This is a genomic window from Streptomyces sp. NPDC097595 (assembly GCF_044761525.1).
GTDB lineage: Bacteria > Actinomycetota > Actinomycetes > Streptomycetales > Streptomycetaceae > Streptomyces > Streptomyces drozdowiczii_A.
Map to the genome: position 1 here is coordinate 385,877 of NZ_JBIWCN010000002.1, position 13,081 is coordinate 398,957.

Here is a 13,081-nt window from a genome sequence, read left to right on the forward strand (position 1 = left end):
ACCCGAGGACCAGTCACCCATGACCCGCGTGATCGCAGGCGTGGCCGGCGGACGCCGCCTGGCCGTCCCGCCCGGCACCGGCACCCGGCCCACATCCGACCGCGCGCGCGAGGGCCTGTTCTCCACCTGGCAGGCGCTCCTGGGCACCCTCGACGGCGTCCGGATCGCCGACCTCTACGCCGGCTCCGGCGCCGTCGGCCTCGAAGCGCTCTCCCGGGGCGCCGCCCACGCCCTGCTCGTGGAGGCCGACGCCAAGGCCCTGCGCACCGTCAAGGAGAACGCCCGCACCCTCGGCCTGCCCGGCGCCGAGGTCCGGGGCGGCAAAGCGGAACAGATCGTGACGGGTCCGGCACCCGCGGAGCCGTACGACGTGGTCTTCCTGGATCCGCCGTACGCCGTCACCGACGACGATCTTGGCGAGATCCTCCTCACACTCCGTACTCAGGGGTGGCTCACGGGCGACGCACTCGTCACCGTGGAACGCGGCACCAGAGGCGGAGAATTCAGCTGGCCCAAGGGGTTCGAGCCGTTGCGATCCCGTCGCTACGGCGAGGGAACGCTTTGGTACGGTCGCGCCGCCGCCACGTGCGAAGACGCACGATGACCGGACCGGAGAGCGAGGGAATCAAGTTGCGCCGCGCCGTATGCCCGGGGTCGTTCGACCCCATCACCAACGGACATCTCGACATCATCGGCCGAGCCTCGAAGCTGTACGACGTCGTGCACGTCGCGGTGATGATCAACCAGTCCAAGAAGGGCCTGTTCACGGTCGAGGAGCGGATCGAGCTCATCCGCGAGGTCACCGCCGAGTTCGGCAACGTCGAGGTCGAGTCCTTCCACGGCCTGCTCGTGGACTTCTGCAAGCAGCGCGACATCCCGGCGATCGTGAAGGGCCTGCGGGCCGTCAGCGACTTCGACTACGAGCTCCAGATGGCCCAGATGAACAACGGGCTCTCCGGCGTCGAGACGCTCTTCGTGCCGACCAACCCCACCTACAGCTTCCTGTCGTCCTCCCTGGTCAAGGAGGTCGCGGCCTGGGGCGGCGACGTCTCCCACCTGCTGCCGCCGGTCGTCCAGCGGGCCCTGACCGAACGCCTCCCGCAGCGCTGAGCCACTGACAGCACGTCAGCCGTACGTACCGCAGGTGTCGGGCGGGCGCCGACTGGCCGTACAGTCGTCCCGTCCGTCTCCAACCGGCAGTAGAGAGTGGCGAGCACACGGTGGACGTGCAGAAGAAGCTGGACGAGATCGTCGCGACGGTCGGGAACGCCCGGTCCATGCCCATGTCGGCGTCCTGCGTGGTCAACCGCGCCGACCTGCTCGCGATGCTCGAAGAGGTGCGCGAGGCCCTGCCCGGCTCGCTCGCCCAGGCCGCCGAGGTCATCGGCGGCCACGAGCAGCTGGTGGAGCAGGCCCGCCAGGAGGCCGGCCGCATCATCGAGAGCGCCCACGCCGAGCGCACCGCCCTGATCTCCGACACCGAGATCGCCCGGCGCTCCCAGGCCGAGGCCGACCGCATCCTCGCCGAGGCCCGCAAGGAGGCCGACGAGGTCCGCGCCGAGGCCGACGAGTACGTCGACAGCAAGCTCGCCAACTTCGAGGTCGTCCTCACCAAGACCATCGGCTCCGTCGACCGGGGCCGCGAGAAGCTCCTCGGCCGCGGCCAGGGCTTCGACGCCCAGGGCTACGAGGACCCGGACTTCGCCGAGGCCCCCGAGCGCAGCGCCGACCCGGAGACGCTGCGCCAGCGGGCCGACGAGTACGTGGACACCAAGCTCGGCGCCTTCGAGGCGGTGCTCGCCAAGACCCTGGAGGCCGTCGGCCGGGGCCGGCAGAAGCTGCACGGCCGGGTCGCCACCGACGAGCTGGGCGCGCACATCGCCGCCCAGGACGCGGCCGGCGAGCAGGGGCACACCAGTGACGAGGACCACTGGGCCGGACTGGCCGAGGTCGCGGCCCCGCAGCCGCTCCCGATCCCGCACCAGGCCGAGCCGCAGTACGCCCAGCCGGAACCGCAGTACGCGCAGGGCTACGGCTACCAGGACCAGCAGCAGGACGCGTACCAGGCGCAGCAGGACGTCTACGGCTACCAGCAGCAGCCCGACCCGTACGCGGCCTACCAGCAGCAGCAGGGCTACGACGCCTGGCAGCAGCCCCAGCAGCCCCTTCCGCAGCAGGGTGACGCCGCCCTGGACGAGACCAGCCTCTTCGACACCAGCATGATCGACCTGGAGCAGCTGCGCCGCTACGAACAGGAGCGCTGACCGCCGAAGGGCCCGGATTGGGAGCTGGGCGGTGTGTCCAGTATCCTGGCTCTTCGGTCGCGCGTATGTCCGCGATCCCGGCTGCCCGCTTCGACTCCGGGACGGGCCGGCCCCCTCCCACCAGCGCGTGACGCGTTCGATCCGAAAGCAGGAGAAGCCCTGAACGGCCACCTCGACCACCGAAACCCCCTCGTGTTCGACACGCACGAGCTGGGCCGGCGTCCCGGTGCCATGAAGCGGCTGACCCGCACGGCGGACGCCCCCGCCGACCTCGGTATCGGCGATGTCATCGGAGTGCCGGAAGGCGCGCCGGTGGAGCTGGACCTCCGTCTCGAATCCGTCATGGAGGGCGTGCTCGTCACCGGGACCGCCCGTGCGACGGTCGAGGGGGAGTGCGTAAGGTGTCTGGAGCCGCTGAGCCGAGAGGTCGAGGCGGACTTCCAGGAGATGTTCTCGTACCCTGACGCCGATGACCGGAACCACGGCAAGCCCGCGGATCCGGCCGACGACGCCGAGGACGACGAGGACAGGCTTTTTCTCGAGGACGGCCTGTTCGACCTCGAGCCGGTGCTGCGTGATGCGGTGGTGCTCGCACTGCCGATGCAGCCGGTGTGCAAGGAATCCTGTGCCGGTCTGTGCTCCGAGTGCGGAGTCAGGCTGGACGAGAATCCGGGCCACCACCACGATGCCGTCGACGCTCGTTGGGCGGCACTGCAAGGACTCGCCGAGACCGTTCAGGACGGCGAGAAGGACAACATGGGCGGCGCCGCACCCGGCGTCGACAAGAAGCAGGAGAAGTAGCCGTGGCTGTTCCGAAGCGGAAGATGTCGCGCAGCAACACGCGCCACCGCCGGTCGCAGTGGAAGGCTGCGGTCCCCACCCTGGTTTCGTGCGAGCGCTGCCAGGAGCCGAAGCTGCAGCACATCGCGTGCCCCAGCTGCGGCACGTACAACAAGCGCCAGGTCCTCGAGGTCTGAGCGGCTGGTGAGAGGCCCGATGTCTGAGTTGTCCCACGCCAAGAAGCAGGCAGACAACGTCAACACAGCCTCGTCCCACACGCTTCTGGAAGGGCGGCTCGGGTACCAACTCGAGTCCGCCCTTCTGGTGCGTGCGCTGACCCACCGTTCGTACGCGTACGAGAACGGCGGTCTGCCCACCAACGAGCGGCTGGAGTTCCTCGGGGACTCCGTGCTCGGCCTGGTGGTCACGGACACGCTGTACCGAACCCACCCCGATCTGCCCGAAGGCCAGCTGGCCAAGCTTCGGGCCGCGGTGGTCAACTCGCGTGCGCTTGCTGAGGTGGGCCGCGGCCTCGAACTCGGCTCCTTCATCCGGCTCGGCCGCGGTGAAGAGGGCACGGGAGGCCGGGACAAGGCATCCATCCTCGCCGACACCCTGGAAGCGGTGATCGGCGCGGTCTATCTCGATCAGGGCCTCGACGCGGCGTCCGAGCTGGTCCACCGGCTCTTCGACCCGCTGATCGACAGGTCCTCGAACCTCGGCGCCGGCCTGGACTGGAAGACCAGCCTCCAGGAGCTCACCGCGAGCGAGAGCCTCGGAGTCCCCGAGTACCTCGTCACGGAGACCGGCCCGGACCACGAGAAGACCTTCACTGCTGCCGCCCGCGTCGGTGGTGTCTCGTACGGCACCGGCACCGGCCGTAGCAAGAAGGAAGCGGAGCAGCAGGCGGCCGAGTCCGCCTGGCGGGAGATTACCGCCGCCGCGGAGGCGCGGGTGGCGGAGGCCAAGGCCGCCGCCGACGGAGGGGCCGCCGACACCCCTGCCGACCCGGCGCCGTCCACGGACGCCGCTCCGGCCTGACCCGCGGAGAACCCCCCGGCGCCGCCGCGCACCGGGGGGTTCTCCCTTTTCTCTGTACGTCTTCTCGTCCCAGGAGCCTCCCCGTGCCCGAACTGCCCGAGGTCGAAGTCGTCCGCCGAGGTCTGGAGCGCTGGGTCGCCGGGCGGACGGCCGGTGAGGTCGAGGTCCTGCACCCGCGCGCGGTCCGGCGCCACCTCGCGGGCGGCGTGGACTTCGCGGCCCGGCTCACGGGGGCCCGGTTCGGGACGGCGATGCGCCGGGGCAAGTACCTGTGGGTGCCGCTGGACGAGGCCGCCGGCTCGCTCCTCGGCCACCTGGGCATGAGCGGTCAGCTGCTCGTCCAGCCCGAGGGGGCGCCGGACGAGAAGCATCTGCGGGTCAGGATCAGGTTCGCCGACGCGGTCGGCACCGAGCTGCGCTTCGTGGACCAGCGCACCTTCGGCGGGCTCTCGCTGCACGAGAACACCCCGGACGGGCTGCCCGACATCATCGCGCACATCGCCCGCGACCCCCTGGACCCGGCCTTCGACGACGCCGCCTTCCACACGGCGCTGCGGCTGCGGCGTACGACGGTCAAGCGCGCGCTGCTCGACCAGTCGCTGATCAGCGGGGTCGGCAACATCTACGCGGACGAGGCGCTGTGGCGCGCCCGGCTGCACTACGACCGGCCGACCGCCACGCTCACCCGCCCCAAGTCCGCCGAGCTCCTCGGCCACGTCCGCGACGTGATGAACGCCGCCCTGGCCCAGGGCGGCACCAGCTTCGACAGCCTCTATGTGAACGTGAACGGCGAGTCCGGCTACTTCGACCGCTCGCTCGACGCCTACGGCCGCGAGGACGAGCCCTGCCACCGCTGCGGTACGCCGATGGCGCGGCGGCCCTGGATGAACCGGTCCAGCTACTACTGCCCCCGCTGCCAGCGCCCGCCGCGCGTGACTCCCTAGTCCTCGCGGGCGTCGTAGCGCGCCCGGGCTTCGAGGACCTCGGGCATCCGGCCCTCCACGAAGTGGATCAGGCCGAGCAGCCGCTGTGCGACCTCCCGGCCCAGCGGGGTGAGCTCGTAGTCCACGCGGGGCGGATTGACGAGCTGGGCCTCGCGGTGCACCAGGCCGTCCCGTTCCAGCGCGTGCAGCGTCTGGGACAGCATCTTCTCGCTCACCCCGTCGACCTTGCGGCGCAGCGCGTTGAACCGCAGGCTTTCCTCGTACAGGGCGCCGAGCGTGAGGGCGCCCCAGCGGCCGGTGGCGTGTTCGAGCAGGCCGCGCGAGGGGCATTGCTTCGAGAACACGTCGAAGGGCAGGTCGTCCAACGCCGACGTCTCCGGTGCGGTGCTCTGGTCCATGAAACCAGCGTACGCCCGCACAGCGCTTTCCCTGAGTCAGTGTGATTCGGGGGAGGCGAGTGGGGCGTACGAGGTGGTGGGTGCGGCGGCGATCCGGCTCAGAAGCCGAAGTCCTGGGTCCACCAGGGGCCGCCGGCCCCGTAGTGGACGCCGACGCCGAGCGTCTTGTAATCGCAGTTGAGAATGTTTGCGCGGTGGCCGTCGCTGTTCATCCAGGCGTCCATCACGGCCTGTGCGTCAGCCTGTCCGCGGGCTATGTTCTCGCCGCCGAGGCCCGAGACACCGGCCGCGTCCGCCCGGTCCCAGGGGCTCTTGCCGTCGGGGTCGGTGTGGTCGAAGAAGCCGCGCGCCGCCATGTCGTCGCTGAAGTCCTGGGCGAGCGAGGTGAGCGAGGAACTCGCGGTGACCGGGCTGCATCCGACCTTGCCGCGCTCCTCGTTGACGAGCGCCAGGATCGCGGCCTGGGCCGAGGCGGCGGTGGCCTTCGGGGCGCTGCTCTTCGACGGGGCCGGCGCGGAGGGCTTCGCGGCCTTGGTGGCGGGGGCCTTCGAGGACGAGGAAGAGGAGGAGGGCTTGGCCGACTCCTTCTTGCTCGACGTGGCCTTCGACGGCGACGCGGTCTTGGAGGGCGAGGCGGTCTTCGACGGCGACGCGGACTTGGAGGGCGCGGCCGTCTTCGAGGGCGAGGCGGAAGCGGAAGCCGAAGCGGAGGGCGAGTGGGAAGCGCTGGGCGAGGCCGGATCGGAGGGCTTCGACGTCGCGGAGTGCGACTTCTTGGGCGCGGCGGGGCGGTCGGTGCCCCGGCTCGCCGGTGCGGAAGCGGAGGAGCGGTCGGAGGGCGACGCGGTGATGCCCCCCTGGGTGAGCAGGTCCGGGGCGGCCTGGGAGCGGACCTGGTCGGCGGCCGGACCGCCGCCCACGGTGTAGCTGTCCCCGCCGGGCAGCAGACCCGACGCCACGGCGACGGCGCCGACGGCCACGGCCGCCGAGACGCCTATGAGTCCGGTGCGCACGGGGATGGCGGACCGCTTTCTGCGGCCCGTCCCGCGGTGCCGGGCCGAGGCCCCGTCCGCGTGTTCCTCAGCGGCGGGGGCTGCGGCGCTGCGACGATGGCGTCCCATCTGCTGTGCCCTTCTGACGACGCGGACGCCGTTTTCGGCGCCCGTGCTCACCCGAATGAGTGAAGCTTTTGCGAGGGGACTGTACGCCATGGCGATTCGCCGGGACGTGCTCCGAAAGCAATGTGACCGATAGCGTTCGGGCATGAACGAAGATGCACGGCTCACCGCTTGGGTACGCGGTCGAGTACAGCAAGTAGGCTTCCGCTGGTTCACCAGGGCAAACGCTTTGGAGATCGGCGGCCTCACCGGTTTCGCCCTCAATCTGGACGACGGCCGGGTACAGGTCGTGGCCGAGGGCCCGCGTGAGAATTGCCACCGTCTTCTCGACTGGCTCCGCTCCGACGACACACCCGGCCGCGTTGACGGCGTCACTGAGATATGGGACACGCCGCGCGGCGGATACGAGGGATTCGCGATCCGCTGAGACCGCCCCCGAAAGGCTCCCGAAAGGGGCCCGTGTTCGGCTCGTGTTCGATGCGCGGCGGGCGGTGACGGCGAGCGCCCCCGTCGCGCGTACACATGAAATGACCTGCGGAATGACCCGATGGTTGCCAAGATTCGGTTGGCATGCCAGGCTGCCGCCCTAAGGATGATCTCCGTACCCCTGAGGGCCCCGTCGGAGAGCCGCGCCGCATGATCGTCTCGCCGCGCGCCCCCGGGACGCCCGCCTCTGTGGGGTGTGATCGTGTTGACCGTCAAACTTTTTGGTGAGACTCTGAAATCCCCGCGCACCTCAGCTGTTCGGCAGAGCTGGTAGGCAGCAGGACAGCAGTGACAGCGAGCACTGCCGAACACCGCGGGTGCGATCCCTCACGACCCACACCGCATCGGTCGGTCACTCATTGTGGAGGACCATCCATCATGGCAAAGGCGCTTCTCGGTTACGTCGGCGGTTCCGACCCGCGACTCCTCGCCGAGATGCGACGGCTTCAGCAGCGCGTCCAGGACCTCGAATCCGAGCTTGTACGGATTCAGGAGGAGAACGACGCGCTCAACGCCGCCGCCCAGCACCAGTCGCTGCTCGACAGCATCGACATCGACGTACCCCAGGCGGAGCCGGCACTCACCTGACCCGCACGGCGACCTGATCCGCACCGCACGCCCGCATTTCCGGACAGGCCGCGGGCAGGTGTGCGCTACCGCCTGATCCACAGAATCACAGGGGACGCTTCGGCGTCCCTTCTTTCTTTTCCGCCGCCGCGCGCAGGTCCCGCCCCGGACGTACACCCCTTCCCTTACCGTCTGATGTGCCCTGCACCTTCATCAGCGAAACCGAGAGCGAAAGGTAGAGTCCGGCGGCGTGCACCTCAAGGCCCTGACCCTGCGCGGTTTCAAGTCGTTCGCCTCCGCCACGACGCTGCGGTTCGAACCCGGCATCACCTGCGTCGTCGGGCCCAATGGGTCGGGCAAATCCAATGTGGTGGACGCGCTCTCCTGGGTCATGGGCGAACAGGGCGCGAAATCCCTGCGCGGCGGCAAGATGGAGGACGTGATCTTCGCCGGGACCACCGGCCGGCCGCCGCTGGGCCGGGCCGAGGTCTCGCTGACGATCGACAATTCCGACGGCGCCCTGCCCATCGAATACGCCGAAGTCACCATTACGCGGATCATGTTCCGCAACGGCGGCAGCGAATACCAGATCAACGGCGACACCTGCCGGCTCCTGGACATCCAGGAACTCCTCTCCGACTCCGGCATCGGCCGCGAAATGCACGTCATCGTCGGCCAGGGCCAACTGGACTCCGTCCTGCACGCCGACCCCATGGGCCGCCGCGCCTTCATCGAGGAGGCGGCCGGCGTCCTCAAGCACCGCAAGCGCAAGGAGAAGGCGCTGCGGAAGCTGGACGCGATGGGCGCGAACCTCGCCCGGGTCCAGGACCTCACCGACGAACTGCGCAGACAGCTGAAGCCCCTCGGCCGGCAGGCGGCCGTGGCCCGCCGCGCCGCCGTCATCCAGGCCGACCTGCGCGACGCCCGGCTGCGCCTCCTCGCCGACGACCTCGTGACGCTGCGCACCGCCCTGCGCAGCGAGATCGCCGACGAGGCCGCGCTCAAGCAGCGCCGGGAGGCCGCCGAGGCGGAGCTCAAGGCCGCCCTCGCCCGCGAGGCCGAACTGGAGGACCAGGTACGGCGGCTGACGCCCAGGCTTCAGCGCGCCCAGCAGACCTGGTACGACCTCTCGCAGCTCGCCGAACGGGTCCGCGGCACGATCTCGCTGGCCGACGCCCGGGTGAAGAGCGCCACCGCCCCGCCCGAGGAGGAGCGCCGCGGCCGCGACCCCGATGACATGGAGCGCGAGGCCGCCCGCATCCGCGAGCAGGAGGCCGAGCTCACCGCCGCCCTGGAAGCGGCCGAACACGCGCTGGACGACACCGCCTCCCACCGCGCCGATCTCGAACGCGAGTTGGCGGCCGAGGAGCGCCGCCTCAAGGACGCCGCCCGCGCCCTCGCCGACCGCCGCGAAGGGCTCGCCCGGCTGCACGGCCAGGTCAACGCCGCCCGTAGCCGCGCCGGTTCGGCCCAGGCGGAGATCGACCGGCTCTCCGCCTCGCGCGACGAGGCCCGGGAGCGGGCCGTCGCCGCCCAGGAGGAGTACGAGGAGCTGAAGGCCGAGGTCGACGGCCTGGACGCCGGGGACACCGAGCTCGGCGAACAGCACGAGGCCGCCCGCCGCGCCCTGAAGGAGGCCGAGGCGGCGCACTCCCGGGCGCGCGAGGAGGCCACCGCCGCCGAACGGCAGCGCGCCGCCGTCGCGGCCCGGCACGACGCGCTCGCCCTCGGGCTGCGGCGCAAGGACGGTACGGGGGTGCTGCTCGGGGCCCGCGACCGGCTCACCGGTCTCCTCGGCCCCGCCGCCGAACTGCTGACGGTGGCCCCGGGCCACGAGGTCGCGGTGGCGGCGGCGCTGGGCGCGGCGGCGGACGCGGTCGCGGTCACGGACCCGGCCACCGCGGCCGAGGCGATCCGGCTGCTGCGCAAACAGGACGCGGGGCGCGCGGCGCTGCTCCTGGGCGGGCCCGGGCTCGTCCCCGGCCAGGGCACCTCGGCACACCCGCCGCACCACGGGACCGCCCCGCACGTCTCGCTTCCCGGCCCGAGCACGGAGGGCGGGGGAGCGGCGGAGACCGTACCGGCGACGCGGGCGCCGGACCCCGTGCACACCGTGCGGGCCCTCGCCCCCACCGGCGGCTCCGCCGCCCACGTCGCCGATCTCGTCAGCGGCCCCGCCGAACTGGTGGCCGCCGTCCGCAGGCTGGTGAGGGACATGGTCGTCGTCGCGACCCTGGAGGACGCCGAGGACCTGATCGCCGCGCACCCGGAGCTCACCGCGGTGACCGGCGAGGGCGACCTGCTCTCCGCGCACTTCGCGCACGGCGGTTCCGCCGGGGCGCCCAGCCTCCTCGAAGTGCAGGCGTCCGTGGACGAGGCCGCCGCCGAGCTGGCCGGGCTCGCCGTGCGCTGCACCGAACTGGCCGAGGCCCAGCGGCTCGCGGCCGGGCGGCGGACCGAGGCGGCGGCCCTGGTCGAGGAGCTGGGGGAGCGGCGCCGGGCCGTCGAGCGGGAGCGCTCCGGGGTGGCCCAGCAGCTCGGCCGTCTCGCCGGACAGGCGCGGGGCGCCGCCGGTGAGGCCGAGCGCATGGACGCATCCGCCGCCCGGGCCCAGGAGGCGCTGGAGCGGGCCACCGAGGAGGCGGAGGAGCTGGCCGAACGGCTGCTCGTCGCGGAGGAGGCGGCCGGGGACGGTGCCGACGACGAACCGGACACCGGCGTGCGCGACCGGCTCGCGGCCGACGGTGCCAACGCCCGCCAGACCGAGATGGAGGCCCGCCTCCAGGTCCGTACGCACGAGGAACGCGTCAAGGCCCTCGCCGGGCGCGCCGACTCGCTGGACCGGGCCGCGCGCGCCGAGCGCGAGGCGCGGACCCGGGCCGAGCGGCGGCGGGCCCGGCTGCGCCACGAGGCGGAGGTGGCCGCGGCCGTGGCGTCGGGGGCCCGGCAGCTCCTCGCGCACGTCGAGGTGTCCGTCGTACGGGCGGAGCGGGAGCGGGCGGCGGCCGAGGAGTCCAAGGGGGAGCGGGAGCGCGAGCTGGCGGCGGAGCGGCTGCGCGGCCGGGACCTCAAGGGGGAGCTGGACAAGCTGACGGACTCGGTGCACCGGGGCGAGGTGCTGGGGGCCGAGAAGCGGCTGCGGGTGGAGCAGCTGGAGACCAAGGCGCTGGAGGAGCTGGGCGTCGAGCCGGCCGGTCTGGTCGCGGAGTACGGGCCCGACCAGCCGGTCCCGCCGTCGCCGGCCGCCGAGGGCGAGGAACTGCCGGAGGACCCGGAGCATCCGCGTAACCGGCCGAGGCCGTTCGTCAGGGCCGAGCAGGAGAAGCGGCTCCGGTCGGCCGAACGGGCGTATCAGCAACTCGGGAAGGTGAATCCGCTCGCCCTTGAGGAGTTCTCCGCGCTGGAGGAGCGGCACAAGTTCCTGTCCGAGCAGCTGGAGGACCTGAAGAAGACCCGGGCCGACCTGCTCCAGGTCGTCAAGGAGGTCGACGAGCGGGTCGAGCAGGTGTTCACCGAGGCGTACCGGGACACCGCGCGCGAGTTCGAGGGCGTCTTCTCGCGCCTCTTCCCGGGCGGTGAGGGGCGGCTGATCCTGACCGATCCCGACCACATGCTCACCACCGGGGTGGACGTCGAGGCCCGGCCGCCGGGCAAGAAGGTCAAGCGGCTCTCCCTGCTCTCCGGCGGCGAAAGGTCCCTGACGGCGGTGGCGTTGCTGGTCTCGATCTTCAAGGCGAGGCCCAGCCCGTTCTACGTCATGGACGAGGTCGAGGCGGCGCTGGACGACACCAATCTCCAGCGGCTGATCCGGATCATGGAGGAGCTCCAGGAGAGCTCGCAGCTGATCGTCATCACGCACCAGAAGCGGACGATGGAGGTCGCCGACGCGCTGTACGGCGTGTCGATGCAGGGCGACGGCGTCTCGAAGGTGATCAGCCAGCGTCTGCGCTGAGCGCGGGGGTACCCGAGTGGTGGCGGGGCCGAAGATGTGCGCCACTTGAGATCCACTTACCCATGTCCGATGCCGTGGCCCCGCCCCAGGGAGGACTTACGTGACCAGTACGTCGCCAGGATCCGGACCGGAGTCCGGAGCCCGTTCGGCCCACCCGGACCACCTCGGCCATGTCATCTTCATCACCGCCGCGGCCGCGATGGGCGGCTTCCTGTTCGGCTACGACAGCTCCGTGATCAACGGCGCCGTCGAGGCGATCCGCCACCGCTACGACATCGGCTCCGGCACGCTCGCCCAGGTCATCGCCATCGCGCTGATCGGCTGTGCGATCGGCGCCGCCACGGCCGGCCGGATCGCCGACCGGATCGGGCGCATCCGCTGCATGCAGATCGCCGCCGTCCTCTTCACCATCAGCGCCGTGGGCTCCGCGCTCCCGTTCGCGCTCTGGGACCTGGCGATGTGGCGCATCATCGGCGGCTTCGCGATCGGCATGGCCTCGGTGATCGGCCCGGCCTACATCGCCGAGGTCTCGCCGCCCGCCTACCGGGGCCGCCTCGGCTCCTTCCAGCAGGCCGCGATCGTCATCGGCATCGCCATCTCCCAGCTCGTCAACTACGGCATCCTGCAGATCGCCGACGGCGACCAGCGCGGCAAGATCGGCGGGCTGGAGGCCTGGCAGTGGATGCTCGGCGTGATGGTCGTGCCCGCGATCCTCTACGGGCTCCTCTCGTTCGCGATCCCCGAGTCGCCGCGCTTCCTGCTCTCCATCGGCAAGCGGGAGCGGGCCCGGAAGATCCTCGAAGAGGTCGAGGGCAAGAACGTCGACCTGGACGCGCGCGTCGACGAGATCGAGACCGCGATGCGCCGCGAGCACAAGTCGTCCTTCAGGGACCTGCTCGGCAGCCGCTTCGGCTTCCTGCCGATCGTCTGGGTCGGCATCGGCCTCTCGGTGTTCCAGCAGCTCGTCGGCATCAACGTCGCGTTCTACTACTCCGCGACGCTGTGGCAGTCCGTCGGCATCGACCCGACCGACTCCTTCTTCTGGTCGTTCACCACGTCGATCGTCAACATCATCGGTACCGTCATCGCGATGGTCCTGGTGGACCGCGTCGGACGCCGCCCGCTCGCCCTCGTCGGCTCCTGCGGCATGGCCGTCGCCCTCGCCTTCGAGGCGTGGGCCTTCTCCGCCGACCTGGTCGACGGCAAGCTCCCGACCGCCCAGGGCGCGGTGGCCCTCACCGCCGCCCACGTCTTCGTGCTCTTCTTCGCCCTGTCGTGGGGTGTGGTGGTCTGGGTCTTCCTCGGCGAGATGTTCCCCAACCGCATCCGCGCCGCCGCGCTCGGCGTCGCCGCGTCGGCCCAGTGGATCGCCAACTGGGCGATCACCGCCAGCTTCCCGAGCCTCGCGGACTGGAACCTCTCGGGCACGTACATCATCTACGCCTGCTTCGCCACGCTCTCGATCCCCTTCGTCATCAAGTTCGTGAAGGAGACCAAGGGCAAGGCGCTGGAGGAGATGGGCTAAGACGTC

The 13,081-nt window shown here is 71.3% G+C and carries 13 protein-coding genes; 11 read left to right on the forward strand and 2 right to left on the reverse strand.

Features of this window, described 5'->3' with window-relative positions:
* Positions 1–19 precede the first annotated feature (19 nt).
* From rsmD to mutM, 7 genes are all read left to right on the forward strand, one after another.
* Entirely contained in the window at positions 20–604 is a 585-nt protein-coding gene (gene rsmD / locus ACIQZN_RS04370; protein ID WP_403988248.1) for a 16S rRNA (guanine(966)-N(2))-methyltransferase RsmD, read from the forward strand.
* Between the two features lie 26 nt (positions 605–630).
* On the forward strand, positions 631–1,110 hold the full coding sequence (gene coaD, locus ACIQZN_RS04375; RefSeq protein WP_403988451.1) for a pantetheine-phosphate adenylyltransferase: 480 nt from the start codon (positions 631–633) through the stop codon (positions 1,108–1,110).
* A 110-nt stretch (positions 1,111–1,220) separates the two neighbouring features.
* Entirely contained in the window at positions 1,221–2,264 is a 1,044-nt protein-coding gene (locus ACIQZN_RS04380; protein WP_403988250.1) for a cell division initiation protein, read from the forward strand.
* A gap of 192 nt (positions 2,265–2,456) precedes the next feature.
* A complete protein-coding gene (locus tag ACIQZN_RS04385; RefSeq protein WP_403988252.1) occupies positions 2,457–3,065 on the forward strand; it encodes a YceD family protein in 609 nt (202 codons plus the stop codon).
* 2 nt (positions 3,066–3,067) lie between these two features.
* Positions 3,068–3,241 (forward strand): 50S ribosomal protein L32, encoded by a 174-nt coding sequence (gene rpmF / locus ACIQZN_RS04390; RefSeq protein ID WP_003965982.1) that lies wholly within the window; start codon positions 3,068–3,070, stop codon positions 3,239–3,241.
* 19 nt (positions 3,242–3,260) lie between these two features.
* Positions 3,261–4,085, forward strand: coding sequence for a ribonuclease III (gene rnc / locus ACIQZN_RS04395; protein WP_403988254.1), 825 nt, complete (start codon positions 3,261–3,263; stop codon positions 4,083–4,085).
* An 83-nt stretch (positions 4,086–4,168) separates the two neighbouring features.
* A complete protein-coding gene (mutM, locus tag ACIQZN_RS04400; RefSeq protein WP_403988256.1) occupies positions 4,169–5,029 on the forward strand; it encodes a bifunctional DNA-formamidopyrimidine glycosylase/DNA-(apurinic or apyrimidinic site) lyase in 861 nt (286 codons plus the stop codon).
* On the opposite strand, the gene ACIQZN_RS04405 is transcribed toward mutM, so the two are convergent.
* Together ACIQZN_RS04405 and ACIQZN_RS04410 are read right to left on the reverse strand one after the other, a co-directional pair.
* Positions 5,026–5,427, reverse strand: coding sequence for a winged helix-turn-helix transcriptional regulator (locus ACIQZN_RS04405; RefSeq protein WP_403988258.1), 402 nt, complete (start codon positions 5,425–5,427; stop codon positions 5,026–5,028). The two genes, mutM and ACIQZN_RS04405, sit on opposite strands and share 4 nt — an antisense overlap.
* Positions 5,428–5,525: 98 nt before the next feature.
* Entirely contained in the window at positions 5,526–6,548 is a 1,023-nt protein-coding gene (locus ACIQZN_RS04410) for a CAP domain-containing protein (protein ID WP_403988260.1), read from the reverse strand.
* Positions 6,549–6,690: 142 nt separating this feature from the next.
* On the opposite strand from ACIQZN_RS04410, the gene ACIQZN_RS04415 reads away from it, so the two are divergent.
* The 4 genes from ACIQZN_RS04415 to ACIQZN_RS04430 all read left to right on the forward strand — a co-directional run bounded on the left by ACIQZN_RS04415 (position 6,691) and on the right by ACIQZN_RS04430 (position 13,075).
* Complete coding sequence (locus ACIQZN_RS04415; RefSeq protein ID WP_051093064.1) at positions 6,691–6,972, forward strand: acylphosphatase; 282 nt, start codon at positions 6,691–6,693, stop codon at positions 6,970–6,972.
* A 437-nt stretch (positions 6,973–7,409) separates the two neighbouring features.
* Positions 7,410–7,619, forward strand: a complete 210-nt coding sequence (locus ACIQZN_RS04420; protein ID WP_018102403.1) for a hypothetical protein — start codon at positions 7,410–7,412, stop codon at positions 7,617–7,619.
* Positions 7,620–7,848: 229 nt separating this feature from the next.
* The gene (locus ACIQZN_RS04425) at positions 7,849–11,550 is read left to right on the forward strand and encodes an AAA family ATPase (protein WP_403988263.1); all 3,702 of its coding nucleotides are present in this window, start codon (positions 7,849–7,851) and stop codon (positions 11,548–11,550) included.
* Positions 11,551–11,650: 100 nt separating this feature from the next.
* Positions 11,651–13,075: a sugar porter family MFS transporter gene (locus ACIQZN_RS04430; protein ID WP_403988265.1), complete on the forward strand. Its 1,425-nt coding sequence runs from the start codon at positions 11,651–11,653 to the stop codon at positions 13,073–13,075.
* Positions 13,076–13,081 lie beyond the last annotated feature (6 nt).